This window comes from Burkholderia arboris (assembly GCF_902499125.1).
Classification (GTDB): Bacteria; Pseudomonadota; Gammaproteobacteria; order Burkholderiales; family Burkholderiaceae; genus Burkholderia; species Burkholderia arboris.
On the sequence record NZ_CABVPX010000006.1, the window covers coordinates 151,706 to 175,075 of the forward strand.

General features: G+C 65.9%; 23 protein-coding genes. 6 read left to right on the forward strand and 17 right to left on the reverse strand.

Annotated elements, in window-relative coordinates; translation table 11 throughout:
* Window positions 1–19: 19 nt before the first annotated feature.
* The 4 genes from BLA15945_RS09765 to BLA15945_RS09780 all read right to left on the reverse strand — a co-directional run bounded on the left by BLA15945_RS09765 (window position 20) and on the right by BLA15945_RS09780 (window position 2,021).
* Entirely contained in the window at window positions 20–901 is an 882-nt protein-coding gene (locus tag BLA15945_RS09765) for a MipA/OmpV family protein (RefSeq protein WP_059240580.1), read from the reverse strand.
* Between the two features lie 203 nt (window positions 902–1,104).
* The gene (locus BLA15945_RS09770; protein WP_174992190.1) at window positions 1,105–1,416 is read right to left on the reverse strand and encodes an ATP-binding protein; all 312 of its coding nucleotides are present in this window, start codon (window positions 1,414–1,416) and stop codon (window positions 1,105–1,107) included.
* Window positions 1,417–1,430: 14 nt separating this feature from the next.
* Window positions 1,431–1,628 (reverse strand): hypothetical protein, encoded by a 198-nt coding sequence (locus tag BLA15945_RS09775; RefSeq protein WP_059240582.1) that lies wholly within the window; start codon window positions 1,626–1,628, stop codon window positions 1,431–1,433.
* A 93-nt stretch (window positions 1,629–1,721) separates the two neighbouring features.
* The gene (locus BLA15945_RS09780) at window positions 1,722–2,021 is read right to left on the reverse strand and encodes a hypothetical protein (protein ID WP_174992191.1); all 300 of its coding nucleotides are present in this window, start codon (window positions 2,019–2,021) and stop codon (window positions 1,722–1,724) included.
* Window positions 2,022–2,164: 143 nt separating this feature from the next.
* On the opposite strand from BLA15945_RS09780, the gene BLA15945_RS09785 reads away from it, so the two are divergent.
* The 3 genes from BLA15945_RS09785 to BLA15945_RS09795 all read left to right on the forward strand — a co-directional run bounded on the left by BLA15945_RS09785 (window position 2,165) and on the right by BLA15945_RS09795 (window position 3,747).
* Window positions 2,165–2,413: a hypothetical protein gene (locus tag BLA15945_RS09785; protein ID WP_059240584.1), complete on the forward strand. Its 249-nt coding sequence runs from the start codon at window positions 2,165–2,167 to the stop codon at window positions 2,411–2,413.
* Between the two features lie 339 nt (window positions 2,414–2,752).
* The gene (locus BLA15945_RS09790; RefSeq protein WP_059240585.1) at window positions 2,753–3,184 is read left to right on the forward strand and encodes a CBS domain-containing protein; all 432 of its coding nucleotides are present in this window, start codon (window positions 2,753–2,755) and stop codon (window positions 3,182–3,184) included.
* A 59-nt stretch (window positions 3,185–3,243) separates the two neighbouring features.
* Window positions 3,244–3,747 carry a PRC-barrel domain-containing protein gene (locus BLA15945_RS09795; RefSeq protein WP_174992192.1) on the forward strand — a complete coding sequence of 168 codons (504 nt, stop codon included), beginning with the start codon at window positions 3,244–3,246 and terminating at the stop codon, window positions 3,745–3,747.
* 6 nt (window positions 3,748–3,753) lie between these two features.
* Here BLA15945_RS09795 and BLA15945_RS09800 read toward each other — a convergent pair whose 3' ends face one another.
* The 4 genes from BLA15945_RS09800 to BLA15945_RS09815 all read right to left on the reverse strand — a co-directional run bounded on the left by BLA15945_RS09800 (window position 3,754) and on the right by BLA15945_RS09815 (window position 7,472).
* A complete protein-coding gene (locus tag BLA15945_RS09800) occupies window positions 3,754–4,377 on the reverse strand; it encodes a DUF4142 domain-containing protein (protein ID WP_174992193.1) in 624 nt (207 codons plus the stop codon).
* A gap of 49 nt (window positions 4,378–4,426) precedes the next feature.
* A complete protein-coding gene (locus BLA15945_RS09805; protein ID WP_174992194.1) occupies window positions 4,427–4,972 on the reverse strand; it encodes a hypothetical protein in 546 nt (181 codons plus the stop codon).
* A gap of 80 nt (window positions 4,973–5,052) precedes the next feature.
* Window positions 5,053–5,466: a BON domain-containing protein gene (locus BLA15945_RS09810; protein ID WP_174992195.1), complete on the reverse strand. Its 414-nt coding sequence runs from the start codon at window positions 5,464–5,466 to the stop codon at window positions 5,053–5,055.
* A 32-nt stretch (window positions 5,467–5,498) separates the two neighbouring features.
* Window positions 5,499–7,472 carry a hybrid sensor histidine kinase/response regulator gene (locus tag BLA15945_RS09815; protein WP_174992196.1) on the reverse strand — a complete coding sequence of 658 codons (1,974 nt, stop codon included), beginning with the start codon at window positions 7,470–7,472 and terminating at the stop codon, window positions 5,499–5,501.
* 364 nt (window positions 7,473–7,836) lie between these two features.
* Here BLA15945_RS09815 and BLA15945_RS09820 point away from each other — a divergent pair, with 364 nt between their 5' ends.
* Window positions 7,837–8,883, forward strand: a complete 1,047-nt coding sequence (locus BLA15945_RS09820) for a sigma-54 interaction domain-containing protein (protein ID WP_174992197.1) — start codon at window positions 7,837–7,839, stop codon at window positions 8,881–8,883.
* Between the two features lie 30 nt (window positions 8,884–8,913).
* Here the strand turns inward: BLA15945_RS09820 and BLA15945_RS09825 are convergent, their stop codons facing one another.
* Together BLA15945_RS09825 and BLA15945_RS09830 are read right to left on the reverse strand one after the other, a co-directional pair.
* Entirely contained in the window at window positions 8,914–10,713 is a 1,800-nt protein-coding gene (locus BLA15945_RS09825; RefSeq protein ID WP_174992198.1) for a methyl-accepting chemotaxis protein, read from the reverse strand.
* Window positions 10,714–10,902: 189 nt separating this feature from the next.
* A complete protein-coding gene (locus tag BLA15945_RS09830; RefSeq protein WP_059240593.1) occupies window positions 10,903–11,157 on the reverse strand; it encodes a DUF3562 domain-containing protein in 255 nt (84 codons plus the stop codon).
* A 547-nt stretch (window positions 11,158–11,704) separates the two neighbouring features.
* On the opposite strand from BLA15945_RS09830, the gene BLA15945_RS09835 reads away from it, so the two are divergent.
* Window positions 11,705–12,139 carry a hypothetical protein gene (locus BLA15945_RS09835; protein ID WP_059240594.1) on the forward strand — a complete coding sequence of 145 codons (435 nt, stop codon included), beginning with the start codon at window positions 11,705–11,707 and terminating at the stop codon, window positions 12,137–12,139.
* Window positions 12,140–12,638: 499 nt separating this feature from the next.
* Here the strand turns inward: BLA15945_RS09835 and BLA15945_RS09840 are convergent, their stop codons facing one another.
* The 6 genes from BLA15945_RS09840 to BLA15945_RS09865 all read right to left on the reverse strand — a co-directional run bounded on the left by BLA15945_RS09840 (window position 12,639) and on the right by BLA15945_RS09865 (window position 21,705).
* Window positions 12,639–13,574, reverse strand: a complete 936-nt coding sequence (locus BLA15945_RS09840) for a universal stress protein (RefSeq protein WP_174992199.1) — start codon at window positions 13,572–13,574, stop codon at window positions 12,639–12,641.
* A gap of 213 nt (window positions 13,575–13,787) precedes the next feature.
* The gene (locus tag BLA15945_RS09845) at window positions 13,788–15,170 is read right to left on the reverse strand and encodes an amino acid permease (protein WP_174992200.1); all 1,383 of its coding nucleotides are present in this window, start codon (window positions 15,168–15,170) and stop codon (window positions 13,788–13,790) included.
* Window positions 15,171–15,621: 451 nt separating this feature from the next.
* The gene (locus tag BLA15945_RS09850; RefSeq protein ID WP_059240597.1) at window positions 15,622–15,909 is read right to left on the reverse strand and encodes a PAAR domain-containing protein; all 288 of its coding nucleotides are present in this window, start codon (window positions 15,907–15,909) and stop codon (window positions 15,622–15,624) included.
* Between the two features lie 11 nt (window positions 15,910–15,920).
* Window positions 15,921–16,880: a T6SS immunity protein Tli4 family protein gene (locus BLA15945_RS09855; RefSeq protein WP_174992201.1), complete on the reverse strand. Its 960-nt coding sequence runs from the start codon at window positions 16,878–16,880 to the stop codon at window positions 15,921–15,923.
* A 74-nt stretch (window positions 16,881–16,954) separates the two neighbouring features.
* The gene (locus tag BLA15945_RS09860; RefSeq protein WP_174992202.1) at window positions 16,955–18,904 is read right to left on the reverse strand and encodes an esterase/lipase family protein; all 1,950 of its coding nucleotides are present in this window, start codon (window positions 18,902–18,904) and stop codon (window positions 16,955–16,957) included.
* Between the two features lie 35 nt (window positions 18,905–18,939).
* Window positions 18,940–21,705 carry a type VI secretion system Vgr family protein gene (locus BLA15945_RS09865; protein ID WP_174992203.1) on the reverse strand — a complete coding sequence of 922 codons (2,766 nt, stop codon included), beginning with the start codon at window positions 21,703–21,705 and terminating at the stop codon, window positions 18,940–18,942.
* Window positions 21,706–22,003: 298 nt separating this feature from the next.
* Between BLA15945_RS09865 and BLA15945_RS09870 the strand changes: the two genes are divergently transcribed.
* Window positions 22,004–22,144 (forward strand): hypothetical protein, encoded by a 141-nt coding sequence (locus BLA15945_RS09870; protein WP_174992204.1) that lies wholly within the window; start codon window positions 22,004–22,006, stop codon window positions 22,142–22,144.
* Between the two features lie 190 nt (window positions 22,145–22,334).
* Here the strand turns inward: BLA15945_RS09870 and BLA15945_RS09875 are convergent, their stop codons facing one another.
* Window positions 22,335–23,360: a DedA family protein/thiosulfate sulfurtransferase GlpE gene (locus tag BLA15945_RS09875; protein ID WP_059240600.1), complete on the reverse strand. Its 1,026-nt coding sequence runs from the start codon at window positions 23,358–23,360 to the stop codon at window positions 22,335–22,337.
* Between the last annotated feature and the right edge of the window lie 10 nt (window positions 23,361–23,370).

Below are 23,370 nucleotides of genomic sequence, written 5' to 3' on the forward strand. Positions count from 1 at the left end.
CCTCCGCTGCCCGCCCCGGTCAGAACTGGTAATTCACCGACATGTCGAACACGCCGTTGGTCGACTGCTGCGTGATCGGGCTGCGCGCCGCGCGGCCGACGAGCTGCTCGATCGCGCCGTCCATCGTGACGAACCAGTGCTTGTTCACGAACCACACCATCGTCACGCCGAGGCCGGCCGACTTGATCCCCGCTCCCGACGAGTAGGCCGGCAGCCCCGAGCGCGCGGCGGCGCCCTGGCTCACGCCGAACCAGCTGTTCATGTAACGCGAATCGGCGAACGACACGGTCGGCCCGGCGAACCAGAAGAAGTTTTCGTTGCTGCCCGGCATCGGCATGTACGCGGAGAAATCGCCGGTCCAGCCGTTCGAGCCGCCGATGCTGCGCCGGACGTCCGCGCGCAGCACCAGCGGGAATTCCTTCGAGATCACGTAATCGGCCGCCAGCTTCATCACGGGTGCCGCATTGATGTTGTCGAGGCCGTTCAGGTGGCCGAGATCGTCGGCCGAGCGGCGCCCGAGGTCATAGCCGACCGACAGGCTCACGCGCCAGTTCGGCCCGCGCAGCACGTTCGCGCCCAACCCTTCGCCCGTCGACAGGAAGAACAGGTCGCGATAGCGGATGTCGAAATTCGGGCCGCCCATCACGCGATAGCGGTCGGAGCCCGCATAGCGCGGCTGCAGCGTCATCGCGGCGCCGACGCTGACCTGCCAGGTGGAGATGGTCGGGTCGAACAGTTTCTCGAGCGGCACGCCCGCCGAGTATTGCCACTCGCCGAGCGGCGAAGGTGTCTGGGCCGACGCGTCGCGGGCGCCGGCCGCGGCGAGCGCCGCGCATGCCGACAGGCCGGATACGAACCGGCGTGCGCCGGGGGACAGCAACGGGCGAGCAACTGTGGTCAAGGCGGTCTCCGTCGGTTGCGCGAAACGAACCTGAAGGAAAGCGCGTCGCGCTTCATCGGCTGCAACAGCGGGCAGCCTGCTGCGCGAACGTAGCGTGCGCTGAATTAACGGACATCCTACGCGACACGCGCGCAGACGCAAAGCGCCCGTTGTGGGCGGGCACATTGCCGGATTCCGGCATGAGACGGTCGTTGATTGCGGAATCAGAAACGTTCGACGTGATAGTCGCCAGCCGGCGTGGCCGGACTGCGCGACGACATCATCCGCGTGAAGCCGTCGGCGAGCCGTCCGAGCGCGAGCTGTTTCTGGCTGGCGTCCCAGTGCGTATAGGTGTCGTACGCGGCATCGTCGAACGAAACGGTGACGGCGACCGGGCGGCCGCTGGCGCGAAAGTCGATCTGCAGCACGCCGCCCGGCAATTCCTCGATGTGATAGCGCAGCGAACGCGATTCGAAATAGCGGCCCAGCACCTGAGCGATCGCGCGCTTGTCTGGCGATTGCACGTGAATGTCCATGACGGTCCTCCTTTTCAGTGTTCGTGCGGCAGTCGTGGCGCACCGTTCCCGCCCGGCATCCGCATCGGCGGCGGGTGCGACGGCGGATCGCCCTGCGGCAACCCTTCGGGCACGGGCGGATCGACCGGATCGTCGTGCCCGGGCGGCGGCGGGTCCGGGTCGACGTCGGGTGTCGTCGGCTCGGGGCGGTGCAGCGTGGATCGCATCTTCATGTCACTCCTGCGCGACGGCGCGCCTCTCGATGGCGTCGCGATCGCGCGCAAGCGGTGTGCCCGCTGCCGCACCGTGAACATCGGCCGGCGCGTTCAGTCGCCGTAGGCCGCCATCACCGGCCAAATCGCGCGGCCGTCCGCGGTCAGCGGCACCGCGAGCGCGAACCCGGCGGACGGCACGCATTGCGCGGCGAGCGCCCGCTGTGCGCGCTCCGGGCCGTCGTAGACGGTGTCGGTCAGTTCGCGTCCTCCGTCCCTGCCGTCGAACAGGCGCCGCTCGGGCCGACAGACCCGCGATTCACGCTTCCACGCGTCGAAGCGCCCGCGCACGTGGCCGAAATCGCCGCCGCATACGTTCGCGTCGTAACGTATCCTTTCCCTGGATGCATGCATCACGATGTCCTCTCGTCCATGCCGACGGCGCGCGACGCATGGCCTGCGTACCGGCCCGGCGCCCCCGGCGCGCGAGCGTCGTGCCGCTGCTGCGTCGCCGGCACGGCGCTTGCGCCTGCAGTCACGACCAAGGAGGTTCGACCATGACCGTTTACGCCACCGGCCGCCACGACGCCGTGTCACCGGCTGCCGGACTGCTCCGGATCGCCACGTCCCGCCCGCCGTCCGAAGACAAGACGGAGGAGCGCATCGACGAAGGCCTCGAGGAGACGTTTCCGGCCAGCGACCCGCCCGCCGTGGGCGGCGCGACCCGTATCGACCCCGCCAGACCGTCCGGCGAGCAGGACCGTCGCGCGCCGCACGTCCCTTCACCGCCCCGCGATCACGGCTGACGGCGGCAACCGGCCCGCAGTGCGCGGCGGCGCATGCGCGCGCCGGAGCAATCCGGAGTGAACCGATGAAACGCCTTGAACGCAGCTGGCATGAAATCAGCGGCGCCGCCGGCGTCGCTGCACTGGCCGCCATCGAGAGCGCGGTGGTACTGGTGATCGTCGTGATGACGGGCATCGGCCACTGACGTCCCGCACCGCCCGCCCATGGCTGCCGCCGTGGAAGATGTACAAGCGGACTGGCAAATTTCTCCGTCGCCCGGCCGTCGAGGCCCGGCGTGCACGGCGCGCGCGCGGCACGCAATCTGCTCCCGAATCGTCTCGCTCACAAAGGAGGCGCTCATGTATCGCGTCAACGAGATCATGTCGCGCGACGTGGTGTGCGTCGCGCCGACCGACACGATTCGGCATGCGGCCGAATTGATGCAGCGCTTCGATATCGGCGTGCTGCCCGTTTGCGACGGCACCGGACTCGTCGCGATCGTGACCGACCGCGATCTCGCGATACGCGGGCTGTCGCACGGCCATTCGCCCGATACACCCGTACAGGCCGTCGCGTCCACGCCCGTGCAGTGGTGCGTCGAGGATGACGGTGTCGGCGACGTCCAGCAGCGGATGGCCGATGTGCAGTTGCATCGCCTGCCCGTGCTCGACCGCGGCCTGCGGCTCGTCGGCATGGTGTCGCTCGGCGACATCGCGACGCGCGCGGGCGGCCCCGAGCGCGACGAACTGGCCAATACGCTCGAGGACGTGTCGCTGCCGCGCCGGCGCTGACCGGCGCCTGCTCGTTTCGCGCGGGCCGCCGCGGTGCCGCTTCGACCAGGAGGTTTTCGATGACAACGGACAGAATGCCGCGTGACGACACGCGCATCGTCGGCGAACGCCGCGGTGCGGCCGGCAGCGGCCCCGGGCCCGACGTGATGGCGGCCCGCACGCTCGTCGGCGATCGCGTGCTGACGATGGATGGCGACGACATCGGCAACGTCGCCGACATCATGCTCGACGTGCGATCCGGCCGGATCGCGTATGCGGTGGTTGGGTCGGGCGGCGTGCGCGGGCTCGGTGACAAGCTGCTCGCGGTGCCGTGGAACGCGCTCGTGCTCGACGTCGAGCGCAAATGCTTCGTGCTGCCGGTGGCGACCGCGCACGTGCGCGACGCACCCGGCTTCGACCGCGACCGCTGGCCGGCGATGGCCGATCCGGACTGGGCCGGCGCGCTGCACGCGTATTACGGCAGTGCGCCGTACTGGCTGATCGAGGAAGGCGAAACGGCGCTCGACTCGCCGCCGCACGAGGCGTCGCCGGACGGTCCCGAGAACGACAAGCGGCAACGTTGACGCGGGTCAGTGCGCGGCCGCGATCGTCCGCGCGAGTTGCCGCGCGGCGGCCAGATGCGCGTTCAGCGTCGGCAGCGTGCCGGCCGCGAATGCGCGCAGCTGCGGGTCGCGGCCGATTCGCGCTTCTGTTTCGTAGAGCCGGATCGCCGACTCGTGCGCACGCGGGCCCGCCAGCGCAACGTACGCCGCGTCGAACGCATGACCATCCTTCGTTCGCAACGCCGTGACGGCCGGATCGACCAGCATCCGCGCCTGGACCGGCACGCCCTTTTGCGTGCCGAGCTGCCGCAAATCGCCGGCGATGCGGGCGTGATCGTCGACCATCCGTCGCGCGAACGCCTTCACGTCAGGATTCGACGAGCGGTCGAGCGCCAGTTGGCTGGCCTGCCGCTCGACCTTGTCGAGCATGCCGGCCTTGTCGACGAACTCCGCATCGATGCCGGTCGGCCGCTGCGTCATGCCGGCCTCGTCGGCGGTCGTGCCGGGGCGGACGATACCCGGTGCGACCTGCACCGACGAAGCGGGCGGCGTCTGCGCGTGCGAACGCGCGAAGGCCAGAGCGCCAACGAGGGCCGCCAGTGCGATTGCCGCCCGGCGGCGACCGTGGCGCCTCTTCCGGTTCGTTGTCATTCGGGCCTCGCGGTTTCGCGACGGAGCGGGCCGGCCGCGCGGGTTGCCGTCACGCGGGCCACCGGGACGACGAGAAGAAATCGGTCCATGCGCCGTTGTGCCACGCGCCCTCGGTATGCTCCACCGACAGCGCACCGGCCGCGAGCATCGTCCGCTCCGCGAACGAGATCGTGCGCCGCGTCACATGCGCGGCCAGCCCGACGCCGTTCTCGCGCTGCTTCAGCGCGCCGTGGCCCTCGGGCGCATCGCCACGCATCCTGCCGAGCGCACCGCACAATGCGCCGACGTAACCGCCGACGAGCGGCACACCGATCCACACGTGCGGCGAATGCAGCCCACCCAGGTCGAGCAGCGCGGCTCCGGCAAGCCCGGCGAGCGCGCCGATGGCCACGCCTTCCAGCGCACCGATGCGGCCCGGCCGCGCGGCGGTGTCTGCACAGGCATCGCCACCGAGCCGGAACAGCGCGTGCTGGCCAGGCGGATCGAGAAAGAAAACCTTGACGTCGTCACGCTGCATGACGTGGCCGCGCAGTTGCTCCGCGCAGCGTTCCGCCTGCTCGAGCCGCGAAAATCGGCCCGCGATGATGATGTCCATGTCGCGCCCTCCTGCCCGGCGACACGCCGGGCCGCGGGCGCGCGACGCCCGCTCGGCCTGGCGCTGCCCCGCGCATCCCGTTACTTCCGGCGGATCTGCAGCCTGTCGCGCACGCCGCTCACGCCGTCGACGTCGTGCGCGACGCGGAGCGCGGTCGCACGTTGTCGCTCGTCGGGCACGCTGCCCGTGAGTTCGGCGACGCGATGGCGAACCTGGACATCGATGTCGCCGGACGCCAGCCCGCGTTCAGCGACGAGCGCCGCCCTCACACGGGACGCGAGCGTCGCGTCGCGGATCTGGCCGCCGACCGCCGACGCCTGGTTCGCGAGCTTCGCGCCGAAGCCTTCCTCGGCCGATGCCTGGCCGGGTGCCGCCGCGAACCCTGCACACGACAGCATCAGCATGCTCGCGATCGACACGACCGGCGTCATGCGCTTCGGTCGAGCTGGTTCGCGGCTCGTGCCGTCGCGCCGCATGGTTTTCGTTGCATCCATCGGGCCTCCTTTGCTCCAGTGTGACCGGGCGCTCAGCCGCGCCCTTTCCCGCCGTGCACATCGTCCGGCGCGACGTCGACGATCACGCTCGCGAGCGTCGGCATGTCGACCGGCTTGCACAGATACGCGTCGAAGCCGGCGGCCATTACGCGATGGCGGTCGGCGTTGCCGGCATGCGCGGTGACGGCAACGACCGGCAGATGCCCGCCGCCGTCCGGCAAATGGCGGATGCGGTCGAGCAGCCAGAAACCGTCGCCGTCCGGCATCGCGAGATCCGACAGCACGACGCTCGGCGGATGCCGTGCCACCGCATCGAGCGCGTCGTGTCCCGATTGCGCGGTCGACACCTGTGCACCCATCGTTTCGAGCGCCACGGCGAGGCTCGCGCGCGAGCTGGCGTCGTCGTCGACGACGAGCACGCGCTGGCCGTCGAGCGTCAGCGTGTCCGAGGCCCCAGCGGGGCGCGCGAAATTCCCGGCCGGATCGTCGGTGTCCCAGCCGGCCGGCAGCGTGACCGTCACGGTCGTCCCGCGCCCGGCGCCCTCGCTCGTCGCGACGACGTCGCCGCCGTGCAACTGCGCGATGTTGCGCACGATCGACAGGCCGAGGCCCAGCCCGCGTTTCGGCGACGCGAACGCGCCCTCGGGCCGGCTGAATGTCTCGAACAGGTGCGGCAGGTATTCCGGCGCAATGCCTTGCCCCGTGTCGGCGACCGACAGCCGCACACGCTCGCCCGCCCGCGTCAGCGACACGGTGATGCGTCCGCCTGGCGGCGTGAACTTGATCGCGTTCGACAGCAGGTTGGACAGCACCTGACGCACGCGCTCGCCGTCGGCCGGAATCACGCAGGTCGGCATCGCATGCTCGGTCGACAGCTCGAGCCCGTTCGCCTGCGCCGTTGCGTCGAGTTCGCGCGCGGCATCGCCCACGACCCGCACGAGATCGACCGGCACGCGTTCGAGGCGCAGCCGGCCCGTCGCGAGCGACGACGCGTCGAGCAGGTCGGCGACCATGAGCGACAGCGACCGCGCGCTGCGATCGATTGCGTCGACCGCCTGTTCGGCGAGCCCGTGACCGTCGACGTTGCGCAGCACCTCGACCCAGCCGTAGATCACGTTCAACGGTGTGCGCAGTTCGTGCGACACCGTGGCCAGCAACTCGTCCTTGAGCCGGTTCGACGCGTCGGCCTGCATGCGCGCATCGCGTGCGCGGCGCAGGTCGCGCCGCTCGCCGCGGCGGCGTTCGCGCGCTTCGCGCAGCGTCATCGACAGGCCCGTGCAGTTGCCGTGCGCATCGACGATCGGCGAAGCAGCGAAGGTGGCGCGGAACCGGCCGCCGCCGCTGCGCACGCACAGCACGTCGAGGGGGCCGACCGGCGCCTGCATGTCGGCGAACGACACCGGCACCGGATACCGCCGCAACCAGCGCGGCGCGATCATCGTGGCGACGTCGCGCCCGGCGGCCTGCGCCGCGTCGATGCCGAAGATCCGCCGGGCAGCCGGATTCCAGCTCGTGATCCGCCGCGCGGCATCGACGCCGACGATCGCATCGGGCGACGCGTCGACCACCCGGCGCAACACACTGTCGTCCGGCACGCGCGCGGCGGGCACGGGTTCGCGATGCGGCGCGCGTTCGGCGTCGTCGCCGTCGTCATCGATGGCATGCAGGCGATCGTCCGCCAGCAGCGGCTTCACGGTCATCACGAGCACGCACTCGGCGAAACCGGTCGCGACGAACGTGCCGGCGTGCACGAGCAGCGCGGCCGGCGGGATATCGCGCCACCACAGCGTGCCGATCACGGCCACGCTCGCGCCGATCGCGGCCAGGCCGCCGCCGAACGACGTCAGCCATGCGGCAACGGCCACGCCTGCATAGAAAGGCAGCGGCGCAAACGGCGCGTGCTCGCCGACGGCGCGAATCGCCCACGCCTGCAGCGCGGACGCCAGCCCGACGGCCAGCACGACCCATGCACCCTGCCGTAACAGCTCACGGGTCAGGTTCCTCATCGCATCCTTGCCTCGCGCCGGCTCCCGTCGCACGGCGTCACGCCGTGTGTCGGCCATCCGGCATGCCGTCGAGCGTGCCGGGCGGGCTTGGTGGCATCAGCAAACGCTATGCCCGGCGCGGGCGCCAAATGGCCGGACGGTGCGTCGCGCCGGTTGTCCGTCGGGGCAAGGAAAGGCCTGCAGCGATCGACGGCGCCGGCCCTCCCGGCGCAATGCGGCCGTGACCGGCTTTTTCATCGGGTCTCTGTAAAAACGCACCGGTACGGCTCCGTACGCGAAAAGACCGATGGACGCCCTCTTCCGTCTCCGCCGCACACATTGGAATTTTCTATACAGCGGCACCTTCGCGGTCGTTTCGCTGTCGATGATAAATATTGCAATGAACGGAACGTGCGATGCCGATTTTCAAAACGGCCCGCCGTTCCCCCCGATACCGATGGTTGAAACCGCAAACCGGTCGAAGCAACGCGCAGACGGACGCCGGCTGTCCGGCCGTTCCGCCGCAATGCGCATGCTGATCGGCCGCATCGAGAAGATCGCGCCGACCCGCGCCAGCGTGATGATTGCCGGCGAAAGCGGGGTCGGGAAGGATATCGTCGCGCGCCGGCTGCACGATCTCAGTGCGCGGCGCGATGGCCCGTTCGTGCCCGTGAACTGCGGCGCGATCCCGCCCGATATTGCCGAGTCGCAACTGTTCGGGCACGAGAAAGGCAGTTTCACCGGCGCGATCGCGCAGCGGGAAGGATTCTTCGAAGCTGCACGCGGCGGCACGCTGCTGCTCGACGAGATCGCGGAAATGCCCGCGGCGCTGCAGGTGAAGCTGCTGCGGGCGATCGAGTCGAATGCGATCGTGCGGGTGGGCGGCACCGAGCCGATTCCGCTCGACGTGCGCATCGTGTCGGCCACCCGCCACAACCCGGCCGAAGCTGTGCGCGACGGCCGGCTGCGCGAGGATCTGTTCTACCGGCTCGCCGCGTTCGCGCTCTATGTGCCGCCGTTGCGCCAGCGCGACGGCGACGTCGAGACGATCGCGCAGGAGTTCGTCGAGTCGCTGAACGCGCGGCACCGCTCGCACAAACGGCTGACCGACGCGGCGATCGCGGCGTTGCGCGCGTACCCGTGGCCCGGCAACGTGCGCGAGCTGCACAACGCGATCGAGCGCGCGTACATCCTGTCGGACGACGGCATCGACGTCGCGTTGCCGAAGCAGACGATACCGCCCGACCGCACGTCGGAGAGCGCGATGGCGCTGCCGCTCGGCGCGACGCTGCATCATGCGCAGCAGCGCTTCATCGCGGCGACGCTGCGCCATTTCGACGGCAACAAGCCGCGCGCGGCGAAGGCGCTCGGCATCAGCCTGAAGACGCTCTACAACCGGCTCGCGCTGATGCGCGACGGCGGCCGCTCCTGAGCGGCGCGGCCGCGCCCCCGCCTGGCCGCGTTACGCGACCTTGAACTGCCCGACCGTCGTCGCCAGCGCATTCGCCTGGGACTGCAGCGCCGTGGCGGCAGCGGTCGACTGTTCGACGAGCGCCGCGTTCTGCTGGACCATTTCGTCGAGCTGCGTCACCGCGCGGTTCACTTCCTGGATGCCGCGCGTCTGTTCGTTCGCCGCGTGCGTGATCTCGGAGATGATGGTCGTCACGTTCGACACGTTGGACACGATCTCGCGCATCGTGTCGCCGGCCTGGCGCACCTGCCCGGACCCGGCCGACACGCTCGCGACCGTCGATTCGACGAGCACCTTCACTTCGCGCGCGGCCTGTGCGCTGCGTTGCGCGAGGCTGCGCACCTCCTGCGCGACGACCGCGAAGCCGCGGCCCTGCTCGCCTGCGCGTGCCGCTTCGACGGCCGCGTTCAGCGCGAGGATGTTGGTCTGGAACGCGATCCCGTCGATCACACCGATGATGTCGCCGATCCGGCCCGACGCTTCCTCGATCTTCTCCATCGTCGCGACGACGTCCGACACGACCACGCCGCCGTGCGACGCGATCCGCGACGCGGCCGCCGCGCGTTCGTCGGCCTGGCCGGCGGCTGCCGCGGACTGGCCGACGGTCGCGGTGATCTCTTCCATCGATGCCGCCGTTTCCTCGAGGCTCGCCGCTGCCGATTCGGTGCGCGACGACAGGTCCTGGTTGCCCGCCGCGATCTCGTTCGCGGCCGTGCGCACCGATTCGCTGGCGTCGCGGATCTGGCGCATCACGTCGTTCAGCTTGTCGACGAAGCTGTTGAACGAGCGCGCGATGTCGGCCACTTCGTCGCGGCCGTCCGCCGGCAGGCGGTGCGTCAGGTCGCCTGCGCCCGAGCCGATCTCGGCCATCGCCTGGCGCACCTGCGACAGGCGGCGGAATGCGGTGGCGGTGATCGCGCCGATGATCAGCGACGCGATACCGACGATCACGACCAGCGTGATCAGCGACGCGGTCAGCAGCGAGCGCATCCCGGCCGTTGCCTCGGTCTTGTCGAGCAGCACCAGCGCGTACCAGTCGGTGCCCGGCACGGGTTTCGCACGCACCAGCTTCGCGTCCCCGCCGACGCTCACCTCGACCGGCGCGCTCGCGGCTGCGATCGATGCGGCGCCCAGCGTGCCGAGTTCGGGCGACACGTCGGCCACCGGCTTCAGCGTGAGCTTCGCGTCCGGATGCGCGACGACGTGCCCGCTGCTGTCGATCAACATCCCGAAGCTCGCAGGCGTCGGGCGGATCGACTTCACGTTGGCGATCACGGTGTCCATCGAGACGTCCGCGGCGACGACGCCTTTCAGCGTGCCGTCTTTCAGGATCGGTACCGCGAACGTGACGACGAGGTTGCCCGTGCCGGCATCGACGTAAGGCGGCGTGACGACCGGCTTGCCGGCCTGCGCGGCCTGCTTGTACCACGGGCGGCCGGTCGGGTCGTAGTCGGGCGGGATACCGGTCGGGTCGGAGAAGTGGAACGCCTTGTCGGCGTACCCCGCATAGACGTTCGTGAAGCCGCCGGCCGTGGCCATCTGCTTGAACACCGGCAGCGGATCGGGCGCGAGCGCCGCATCCTGCAGCGACGCGATCATCCGGCTGCGGGTGGCGACCCAGTCGGCGATCCCGACCACGTGGCCGCTCGCGACGGAGGTCAGGTTGCGGTCGATCGCGTCGTCGTTGTACGAGTGCGCGATGAAATAGTTGATCAGCGTGGTGGCGGCGAGCGCGAATACGACAATGGCGACGCACGCAGCAAGGATGCGGGCGCGAATGGACGAGAGCATGGCAACGACTCGGTAAGGGAGCGCGAACGCCCGGTGGACCAATTCACCGGGTAAACGGCACGCGCGCCGCTTACTTGAGGTCGTTGTGACAATTCAGTGAAACGTATGACGAAAGACGTTGACGGCCGTCAGCGGATCGTCAGGATGGCCGGGCCTGCGGGCCCATCGGGCACCGGGCCCGGCCCCTCCTCACAGACGATGGCTCGGTCGCGGATCGGCGTCCGTGGGCGCGGCACCGGCCTGCGTGTCGGCGTCGAAATCGTCCCGCTGGCGCATCCGTTCGCGCAGGTTCCGGATCGCGAACACGTGGATGTAGTCGTGCACGCGCGCCCCGGACGACAGGGCGCGCACTTCATCGTCGAGCATCGCACGCAACTGATCCGCGCCGATCGCGCGCTGTTCGGCGGCTTCCTTGAGTGAATCGAGCAAATTGTCCTTGGACATCGACGGACTCCTGACAGTCGAGGAATAGAAAAAATGACGGTACTGGAAGCTTAAAGACGGGTCGGCCGCGCGGCGTGCGATGCGCCGGCGCGAGTTTGCGCGCGATCAACGGCACGTTGCGTGCCGCCGTGCCGGTCCGTCCCCGAACCGGCCGCGCATGATTCGCGGCGCAAACTGCCCGCGAACGAGACTGGAGATCCTGCCACGCCACCCCGGGGCGCGGCACCGGCGCCGGGCCGCGAATGGCGTGCCGGGCTGCGTCGATGCAGTGGGAAACTTAGACCGGCCGAAATCATGCGTCAAGCGACGCCCTGCGCACGCCGTTCATTCGTCGGAGCGAACGACCGAAGCGGGCGATCGACCGCCGCGCGTGTCAGCGGATTCCGATACGGGTCGCGCAATTTCCTGACAGCGACTTCAGCGCGCGCCGCTTGGCAGCGCGCCACCGCCACACGATACTGATCACATGAACGAGAGGTTCATACCGGGACATCGCCCAGCCGGCCATCGAGCCGGCACGCGGGGTCTCTGGCGCAGGAGACCAGCCATGGCACATCGCAACTTCACCGGCCGGGACGGCCAGCGGCGCGCGTCGGGCAACGCGCGCGCCCTGCCCGCCCGGACCGGGTCGGCCGGCAACCGCCCGCCCGACGACCTCGACACCTTGCTCGCGCTCGCACGCGAGGCCGGGTTGCTCGTCACGCTCGACGGGCAGATCGGCCGCGAAAAGTACCAGAGCGTCGCGGGGTCGGTCCTCGCGTTGCAGCGATTCGCGGCGGCACTCTGCGCGCGAAACGCAGCCGACGCGCCGGCCGTATCGGAGCCACGCCGCAAGGCGCGCCCCGGCTGGCCGCACGCAAACCGTCTGCGCAGTCGCACGTGCAGCGCATGCGCGCCACTGCATGTCGTACGCCCGCGTTCGCGGGTACGGCGCGGCGCAGCCCGCCGTCACGACCTGCGATCGATTCTTCGTACCTGCTGAACGCGCAGGCAGCCAACGCGCGGCACGAGGCCGCGCGCACCGCGACGTCGCTGCCGCACGAATGCAGCACCGGTGTGCCTGCGTGCATCTTCACCGCGGTTCGTATCGACACGACCGCGCGCCATGACGCGCCGCGCCTTGCGGCCGCCCGTATAAAAAATCCTGCGGGGAAATGAATCCGACGGGGCCAGCCAGGCGGAAAGCGGACGGGGTGACTTGCACCCCGCCCGTCCTCCAAGGCAGCCATCGGCTGCCTACCCTCGTGCCAGAGAGTTCCCGGTCGGATGACGCGCCGGACAAACGCGCGGCGCGGCTCCCGAAAATGATGTGACGGCGTCGAATGCGACGAGGATCGTCGCGCGCGGCATGCGCGGTCGTCGTCGCACCTGCACGACAGACCGGCTGCGTCGCCGGATGTTCCGTCACTGTCTCACGCGATGTGCGTGCCGTTTCTGATGCAGGTCAATCCAACCCCGCTTCGCTCGCATCGACGCGCGATTCACCCGGCGCCGCGCACCAGCAGCACGGGCACCTGTGCGAGGTGCGCCACGCGCCGCGCCACGCTGCCGATCAGCCAGGCAGCGATGCCGCGGCGGCCATGCGTGCCGACCACCAGCAGCTCCGCGCGCCAGTGCACGGCATCGCGCATCAGCGCATGGGCCACGTCGTCGCTGGTCGGATGCGTTTCGACGACGCCGCGCTTGGTTGGATTCCCGGTCGCATGGAACAGCGGGCCGATCTTCGCGAGCGCATCCTCGCCCTCCGCGCGGTAGGCGTCCTCGAGCGCGCGCACCGGCACGACATCGGTCAGACGAACCGCGCGATCGATCACGTACGCCGCATACAGCAGCGTCGTCGGCGCGGCGAACCCGAGCCCGACGTGCACCGCGTGCAGCGACGGCTCGCTGCCGTCGACCGCGAACATCAGCCGCTGCAGCGTGCCGTCCGACGGCCGCGCATAGGCGGCCGGCACGATCAGCAACGCGCAGCGCGCACGTTTGGTCAGCGTGTCCGACATCGCGCCTTCGACGAGCCGCAACAGCCCGTGATGCGGATTCGCACCGACCACCAGTACGTCCGCGTGCCACGTCGACGTATCGTTCACCAGCGCATCGGCAACCGTGCCACCCGTGACCGACGTATCGACGATGACCTGCTCGACCTCGACGCCGCTGTCGGCGAACAGCGCAGCGATTTTCGCGCTGATGGCCTGCGCTTCGCGTGTCATGTCCTCGCGTGCGGATGTCAGCAACGCGTCGATGCGCGGAATGTCGGGCAGGACGAGACGCGGGTTGTCGATCGCGCAGACGATGCGCAATCGCATGCCCGGGCGTATCAGCGTGCGCGCATAGTGCGCGGCGGACAGGGATTCCGGCGTCGAATCGACGGCCAGCGCGATCCGCGCGAGCGTCGGGATGGACTGGGCAGGCTGCATGGCGAAGGCCTCCGTGCGTGCGCGTCGTCGCCGGACGACGACGGGAGCTTCGCGCGGAAGCGGCGCGCGGCGGCCGGACAGGCGCCGCGATCGCAGGGATCGGCGGGATGCCACGCGAAGCGCGGACAAGCGATGCGTTCGTTCAGCATAGGTCGTCCGGCCCGTGCGTGCATGATCGCGATCAACGATCGCGCGGCACCCCGCCCGCCCTGCTTACGACTTGGTCGGCACCGAGGCGGCCGGACGGTTCGCGTAGAACAGCGCGTACGCGATGCCGAGCAGCACGATCCATACCGGCCCGATCACGAGCGCGACGCGCGTATCGGGCGTGAATGCCATCAGCACGACGACCAGCGCGAGAAACCCGAGCGCGACGAACGACCCGAGCGGATAGAGCGGTACGCGGATCGGCAGACGCGCGACCTTGTCGGCCGACAGCGTCCGGCGAAAACGCATCTGCGCGATCAGGATCACGCACCACGTCCAGATCGCGCCGAACGTCGACACCGACGTGAGCCACGTGAACACGTGCTGCGGTGCGAGATAGTTGAGCAGCACGCCGATCAACAGCAGCGCGACCGACACGATCACGCCATACACCGGCACGCCGTTGCGGTTCACCCGGCCGAGCTTGGCCGGCGCCTGGCCTTGCTGCGCGAGGTTGTAGAGCATCCGCGCGGTGCTGAACAGGCCGCTGTTGCACGACGACAGCGCCGCGGTCAGCACGACGAAATTGATGATGCCGGCGGCGGCCGGGATGCCGAGCCGCGAGAACGTCATCACGAACGGGCTGCCCTGCGTGCCGATCTGGTCCCACGGATAGAGCGACATGATCACGAACAGCGCGCCGATGTAGAAAATCAGCACGCGCCAGAACACCGAGTTCACGGCTTTCGTCAGCGACTTTTCCGGGTTGCGCGCCTCGCCGGCCGTGAGGCCGAGCATTTCGACGCCGAGATACGCGAACATCACGATCGGCAGCGCGGCGATCACGCCGCTGATCCCGTTCGGGGCGAAGCCGCCGTGCGACCACAGGTTCGAGATGCCGGTCGCGATACCGCCGTTGCCGATGCCGAACGCGATCATCAGCCCGCCGCCGATGATCATCAGCACGATCGTGACGATCTTGATCAGCGCGAACCAGAATTCGAATTCGCCATACAGCTTGACCGCGATGAAGTTCACCGAGCCCATCGCCATGAGCGCCGCGAGCGCCCAGATCCAGTTCGGCACGCCGGGAAACCACATGTGCATGTAGACGCCGACCGCCGTGATTTCGGCCATGCAGGTGACGATCCACACGAACCAGTAGGTCCAGCCGGTCAGGTAGCCGGCGAGCGGCCCGAGGTAGTCGCGCGCGTAGCGGCTGAATGCGCCGGCGACCGGGTTGGTGATCGCCATTTCGCCGAGTGCGCGCATGATCAGGAAGATCGCGATGCCGCCGAGCAGATAGGTCAGCAGAATGGCCGGGCCGGCCGTGCGAATCGCGGTGGCCGAGCCGAGGAACAGGCCGACGCCGATCGTCGCGCCGAGCGCCATCAGGTTGATGTGCCGTTCTTCCAGCCCGCGGTGAAGCTGGTCTTCTGGTTGTTTCAAATCCGTCTCCTGGCAGCCGCGAACGGGCCGCCGTCATTGTGTCGATGTCAATGCGCGACCGTTCATGCCGATTTCGGCTGCCGAAAACGAAATAATCTCCGCTGTCATTTTCCAAATAAGAAACGACGTGGATATTGCGTCAATCCGATCGGAATCGCCGCGGATTATCCGCACTTCCCGGAACAATCCGGAAAACGGATCGGGCCTTTCACGGAATACGCCCGAGCGGCCCGTGTGACGCGGCTGTGCACGTGTCGGGCGACAACGGGATCAATCGATTTCGGCGTGAACGAACACGCGTCGAATGTGCGCAATCGAGCGCACACAATATGCAGGCGGGATTATAGGGAGGATCAGCGGTTTCGTGTCAGCCGATTTTCGTAGGAATCGTGGTGCGTGAAATGCCGGGAGCCGAATGCGAATGCGCGCGATGCCGCGCGCCTTCGGAGGTTCAGATCTCGATACAGGAGACCGATTGCGACGCCACCAGCTTTGGCGGCGTCGGACATGCGCACCGACAGAGATCGTCGCTTAGCGCCGACTGCCGGCCATCCGGCCCGGTGCTCGAATGACGTGGGCCGTCGCACACGATCACGCCGAGTGTCTTGCACACCGGGCACCACACCGGATCGTGTTCATACGCTTGTTCGCGACCGTGGAGCACGTCCTGTCCGTCACCGCCCTGCACGATGCCACCGACCGTCGTCGTGTCGCCTTTCACAATGTCGTAGCGTCGCATGGCGCCCTCGCTCACACCGCGCCAGGACGGAGTCGCAGGCTGTTCAGCAGCGTGTCCCACGTTTGCAGGGCGCCAGTTTCGTCCACCGGGGACGTCGCTTCGTCAGGCTTCAAATCAGGACTGCTCGCACCGAGCAGCAACTGAATGGCCGTGTGCGGCTTTGCCAACGTGCTCGGATCGCCCGGCGCGAGCAGGTAGAAGCGGTAGGACGTGATCTCGCCTTCCTTCAGCGCGAACAGCACTTCTTCGGCATCCATCCCGGCCACCGTGCGTTTGCCTTGTCGCAGGATTCGGTAGCTGCCGCTCGATACCTGATCCATCTTCGCGCGCAGTTCAGGAAGCGTCTTGGTCAATGGTTGACCTTGGTCCTCGCTCATCGATTTGCGCATCTGGATCACGAGTAATGCCGGCCGTCCCGGCATCAGCGCGAACGACTGGCTGGCTTCTTCAGGATAGGTTGAAGACCCCGTGACGATTCCGCCATCGAAGCAGAAGCCCGATTCGGTTGGAACCGACCAGTTGTCGCGCGACTTGATGCGCGGATAGAGATCAGTATAAAACCCCTTGAATTTACTCAATGCATCCGGGCCAAATGATCCGGTTGTATGAAATATTTCCTCGCCGTCAAAAACGAAACCCTCAGATTTAAACGACAGCTTTATTCCATCGGTGTGTGACATCTGATAAACAAAAGCTTTGGAGTCGCCTCGTGGCGAAACCTCCGCTTCCAGCCAGGAATGATTCGTCGGTTTATTATTGTCGCTCGGATCGATACGCTTGTTTGTGATCAGGGATTTTTCCAAATCGCCTATTTTTGCTCGATATGTGGTAATTGACGCATTGTGTTGCGTCTCCAGTTTCTCTCCTCGAAACGCGTACCGCTGATTCGAGATTTCGCTTGCTGCAGGCCGGCCGAAAACAAAGCGGCCGATGCACCACGGGCGTGGCTTGGACAACAAGGGATTCGTCATCGTTGGTTCCACTGAAAAGGTCATCGAACAGGCGCACACGCCCATCATTAAGAACAGGAGTCGGCCAATTCTCGTCAACATTTCGGCTCCGGGGCATCTTGCGCGATTTGCACGATGCTGTAGAGGAGCGCCCAGCGCGCCCACGGATGGTTATAGCTTTCCTGATGCACATAGCCTCCTTGGTCAAATACCATTTGCACGCCGTGGGCTGCGCCACCCTCAACGCCGTGCGCAGGGGCTTCCGCTGACCAGACTGGCACCGTACCATCACCCGGCACGATGCCATTTTTTTTGGGATCGGGAGCGTCGCTGCCCGGCGGCAGCTTCGCCACCTTCTGCACCTCGAATTCGACCGTAACGTTGTGCGAGTCTAGGTGAACGCGCAGCGTCCCGGTGTGAGAATCGTCGTGTTTCTCGCCGAGGAACCGTGCAGCGCGCAACTCTTCCTCCGTCACGCTGGCCGGCACGTTGCCCTTCCAGATCACCGTACCCCATGCCAACAGTTCGTCGAGCTTCTTGCCATTCTCGATCGCAGGTTTGCTTGACTCATTGCTTGAGGTAGCTTGCTCTTTAGGCAGCAAAGCGCCGTCGCCGTAGGAGATGTAAGTCCTGTCATGGTATTTATTTTTTATATTATTTTGATTTACCGTAACGACGTCTCCCATCAACGTTTTGAAATTACTTAGAACCGTATCGCCACGTCCCAAATCGTCCAGCCGCTTTTTCACGATTCCTTTCGGATCGAGTAGCGATACTGATTCGTCCGGCACCAATCCGTACCATTTGGTATTGGCATAAATCTCCTTGTATGCACTCCCTTCCTTCGGAAATTTCATAACCGGAGTGCCGTCGAGCCGCGAAAAGATCCACCACGCCTCCCCGTTGTGGTAATCCGGCATCGGCAACAGTTCGAGTGCCCCCGGCGCGTTCGCGGCCACCGCCACGAACTCGTCCGCGTTGCTGCCGAGCAGGGCGCCATTGATGAAGCCGTCTATTCCGCCCTCGCTGCCGCCACCGGTTCGGAACCGCTTGGCCGCGATCGGCGCGCCGGTCGCCGGCAGCACGTTGTGGAACACACCGTGCATCAGGTCCGCCGCACCGTGCATCGCGATCGCCATCCGTGCGACCAGCCCGCCCATCGAGTGCGTGAGGATGATCGCCTTGCCGCTGTCGTTCTCCGCGATGATCTCCGTGATCCCCATCAGCCGTGCCGTCTTGCCGGTCTTCTTGTCCTTGAAATCCTGTCCCTTGATCACGTCCTGTGCCGACTTCTCGTTCGATTGCAGCCAGTTGTAGCCGATCGCATAGACCCGATACCGGTATTTCATGAACTTCTTGAACGCCTCCGAGTCTTTCGTGAGTGCATGTCCTCGGTGTTGGGCACCGGCATCGGTTGCCCCGTATTCTGCCGGTTCGGTGCCCAGGACGGGCTTGAGCGTCCACTTTTTGCCGTCTGGGTCGGATTCGACCCATGCGCCCTTGGTCTCCCCCAGGTGCATGGGCTCGTTCAGCTGTTCCTCCAGCCACGCCAGCATTGGTTGATAGCTCGATCGGTACACTGAACCCCAGCCGCGTCGACGCGCCTCTGCCTCGTCTACATACTGGTCTTCCTTGTCGTCCTTCTGGAGCTTGCCGGCGCGAATCGGGCCAAACGGAGTCACTGCGGCCAGCGTCGGGTCGAACTGCTTTTCCCGCGTGGACGCGCCCTTGAACCACATGCCGATCAGCGCCGGCAATGCGCCAGCCTTCCCGAGTATCCCGTCCGTGTTCGGCGCGAAAAACATTTCGTCGCCGGTATCCTTGTTGACCAACGGCGAACCCATCACGCCTGGCAGGAAGATCACCGGAATGATCGGCCGTACGTCGCACAGCAATTCCTTGCTCCGCGTGTCGTCGGCGGGCGTCAGCGTGAAATGCCCGGTTGATGCGCCGTCCTTGTCCGTGCGCCCTACTTGCCGCACGACGTCTTGCTCGGCGTCGCTGAACGGCGAGCCGCCCCCGGATTGATTTGTGTTATCGCTCATTGTCGTTCTTCAAATTCGCGCATCGTTTATCGGATTCACGCCGCAGGGCCGTTCGGTTTCGGCCGCAATGCACGCACCGCCAGCTTCTCGATATCCTCGCTCTTCTGTTCGGCCACATGCCCCAGTTCGTTCGTCATCCCGGTCAGGCGCGTGCCGTCTCCGCGAATCAATTCGTACGGGTGGTTTTTCAGCACTTCGCCGGAGATACGATCGCGCAGCACGTACGGATCGTTGAATTTGGTCTGCGGCAGGCTGTTCATGTGCTGCGCAATCGAACTCGGCCCCTGACGGCTGAGCGACGCCGATTTGATCGTGCGCGGACCTTGCGTGCCGTCTTCGATACCCGCCGCCACCCATCTCGTGTACGAGCCACCCGCCTTGACGATGATTTCATCGGCATCGAGCACAATGCGCTTGGCCTTCACGGTCACGTCTTTGCCCGCGTTGACGTTCACGTCGTCCGTATTGGCCGAGAGCTTGATCGGACCTTTCGCCGTGACGAAGAATGCCCCCAGTTTCTGCGCGAAGAAGCTGACCTTTTCCGCGGCCGCCACAACGAGCGACTTCCCCGTTGCAACATACGTATTCTCGTTACTGACGACGTTGACCTCTTTCTCCGCCACGATATGCGCCGAGTTGTCCGCGACCAGTGCAATGTCTTTCGGCGTCGATACCAGGATGTTCGGTTGCGCAAATCCGTTGGCGCTGCCGGTGCCACCGCCCGCCGTTATCCCGCCTGACGTATCTCCCGACACCGGGTGCCGGATATCCTTCGACAGCGTCTTGAGCGCGTCCTGTCCGGTTTGCAGCGATTCCGCCTGAGCGGTCGTGCTTGCGCTAGACAGCGATTCGATCAGCATCTCCGCCTGCTGCAACCGCGATCGCGCCTCTTCCACGCCCATTTGTTCGTCGTCGTAGGCTTTCGAATGGGCGCTGATGGACAATCCCTTGCTGGCACGAACCGCACCGAACTCGTCAGCGTGCAGGATGAAACCGGCACCCAGATACTGGCCACGCGTGTTGCCGTCGTGCTTGATCAGGTAGCCCTGCGTCAGGGCCGCATAGCTTTTGCCGGTATAGCTGACCAGCCGCGTCCCGCTTTGATTCGTGGAATCGTCATGGACAAGCGAGTTGTAGGCGCCGGTCTTGCCGAACCCCTCCGACTGGAACCCGGACATCAACGCATTTGAATGCCATTGAGACGGCGTCGTGCCGCCATTGATACGCCCCAATACGAACGGCTTGTCGCAGTCACCGTTCCAGTAGCCGACGATGACCCATTCGCGCGCTCTTGGAACGTGAACCGCGCCGTAACCATTGCCCGTATCGGATTGAAGCGACGACAGCAATGGCGACGAATTGAAGGTGTCCGCCGGATTCTTGTGATCCCACGCGAAATGCACCCTGATCTGGTTCCGGTCGTTCGTCCACGCTTCCGCACCGTCCGGCGTCACGACGAGCGCATGTTCGATGGCCATGACCGGCTTGGGATGATCCAGCGGGCTCCGGTATTCGACCGTCGCGGGCTGCGCCTCGACTTCAAGCACGAAAAATCCTGCCGAGCCATCGGCCTCATGTCCGGGTGTATTGAATCGCTCGTGGTGAATTGCCTGCTGTTCGGCGAGCGTTGCGCGAAGACTTTGCGGAAACTCGACGATCTGTTGGCCGACCGGCACGTTGTTCTCGATGTACCAGCGCGCCTCAACGGTCAGAAACTCCCGTTTCTTCGCGTCGCCGTCTCCGTGACGGGGATGTCCGTTCAACACAAACCTCGAACCGGCATCGAGCCAACGCACGCCGCCTACACCGAAATATCGGCTTGCACGCGCATCCCATACCTGCACGCGCCGCCTCGCGCGCGCCTCACCCGTGTCCGAGCTGGAATATCCGTAGGCCGTCGATTCATAAACCGTCATCGGCGCGTCAGGAACGCTTTGCTCGGCGTTCTGACGAGGCTCGTCCACAACAAAACTTGTCGCGGCGAGTGCACTCTCAACCTGAAAATCGGAAGCGGGCCGCTTGTAGTCAAACGCACGTGACATGTATCGCGTGCTCTGCATCGTCTGCACGGCGGCCCAATGGGCGAAACCGTCGGACTCGTTGCTGTCGTTTGCGCGGATAAATTCGACCGGCTTTGCTTCAGGCAGTGTCGAGACGCGGTCCACGACGACGAGCGTCGTCTTGGGTGTGTCACCGCTTTCGTGGAGCCAGTAGAAATACCAACCCTCGGCCTCAGCCAAACGGTTCACGAAGTGAAGATCGGATTCGCTCTGCCTGCACCATGAACGCTTGGCGGGATCGGACGACAGTGCGAAACGATACTGCCCGCGCAATTGTGGATACCGATCGAGCACGTCGGAAATGATTTCCCGGGCGTCTTTCTCGAGCCAGCCTTCTTCGTTGTGGGTTTTTTCAAGGAAGACCAGCGCCGACGAAAACTCGATCTGGTACGTCGAAAGTCCACCGTTTCCGCCCAGATAGGCGACCCGATGCACGAAACCATGGACCGGACGATAAACGGGAACGGCAAAGGGCGCAGTGACCTGCTGAATCTGCAGCGTAACGGGCTGGTGCATCAGCGACAGCAGCGCAGTATCGTCGCGTGTCGACGCAACGTCGATCGTATACGAATAATCGCGCCCGATTCTGGCCGATCCGCGTGCCCGTAATGGCACCAGCGTGTTCTTGCCAAGTGGCGTATCGAGCATCAACAGACGCCCCTGCTGCAAAACGCCCCTGTTGATCGCCTCACGGAGGTCGCGCGATGCCAGGTCCCCGAGTGCGGACGGTCTGATATCCATTGTCGTTTTCTCTCTCAGGTTCGACCGTCACGACAGCGACACAAAAACAGACGGTCAGCCGGTGGCGACGTAAAGTCGCTCTTGCGCGAGTTTATCTCAGATTAATGAAACTCAAGCGACGAACGTCAGGCAATCATTTACACGTCGCTGTCACCAAGAATTTGCGCGGGGTCTACTTTCAGCATTAACGCGAGCAACGATCAAATCATCGATCGACAAATTGGCAACGCCATATCAGGCCGAAGGTCGAACGCCCAACGCAATACCGGCAACACCTTTTCGCCGTCTACGATACTCAATGACTGCAAGAATGAAAATCGGCGCAGTCAATGGCGAGACGCAACTTCAGCGGGTGATCCGCCCGGGAAAACGACTGGATAAAGGCTCACCGGCGTCGCGCAAGATAATCCGCAAGCGTGTGAACTTTGTGAACAACTGAAAACCCTGTCTGCGCTGCCCGCTAACCAACTGCGGGAAATGACGTCGCGGGTCAGGTCGCTATTGTTGCCGCCTGAAAGGCGCGCGGCGATCTGTCCGGATGCGGCGATGCGGGTTATGAAGTCGTTAATCGAGGGGGCGTGGGGGCAACACGGCACGCGCTCGGGCGTGAGAAATGACCTTTTCGAGCGTCACTTGGACAACGTCGCCCGCACCGTATATTCGCCTTCGAGCGCACCGTGATCCGGCCGCACGAAATAACGCGATGCATCGAGATCGGCCGGCATCGGTTCGACCGGGAAGCCGTGCTTTTCCCACGCATCGAGGCCGCCCTTCAGCGCGCGGATGTTGTGGATCATCTTCTTGCGCTGCATCTTCGCGATCAGGCGCTTGGCCGTGGCTTCGTTCGGACACACGCAATAGACGACGATCGGCCGTTTCAGCAATTCCGGATCGAGCAGGTCCGGCGAATCGAGATCGACCGGCACCGCGCCGGCGATCCGGTACGGCTCGCGCTCGCGGATCGCTTTCGGCCGCGCGTCGAAGATCAGCGGCGGTTCGTCCGACGTCATCATCTCGACGAGCTGCGGCGGCGAGATGCGCACCTGCGCGAGATAGCGGCGGAACTGCACGCGGCGCACCCAGCGGTACAGCAGGAACGTGATGAAGATCGCGAGGAACGCGTCGAGGATCGTGCCGCCGCTCGCGCGCACCCACAGCACGAACTGGACGATCTGGTCGTGAATGGCCGCGCCGCCGACCAGCCAGAACGCAGCCCACAGCGACGCGCCAGCCAGATCCCAGAACAGGAACACGCCGACGCCGATCGCTGTCGTGCCGAGCAGCGGCGCCGACACGAGGCCGAGGCCGGGCAGGAATTTGGACAGCACGAGCAGCGGTGCGCCATACCTTTCGAATACGTTACGGGCAAAGCGCAGCGTCGTGTCGAGCGACAGCGAGAAGCGCACGAGGCCATTCAGCAGGCGCCGGCCGCGCGTGCGGCCCATGAAGAACCACAGCGAATCGGCCAGCATCGTCGCGCCGATCGCCGCCGCGAACATGCTGACCCAGGATGCCTGCCCCATTGCCGCCATCGTGCCGCCGAGAATCAGCATCGGTACGGCCGGCACCGGCACGCCGAGCTGCGTGATCAACACGCTCGCGAACACGGCCCATGGGCCGAGCGACGATGGAATAGCAATCGGAAAGTGCCACACGGCGGCGCTC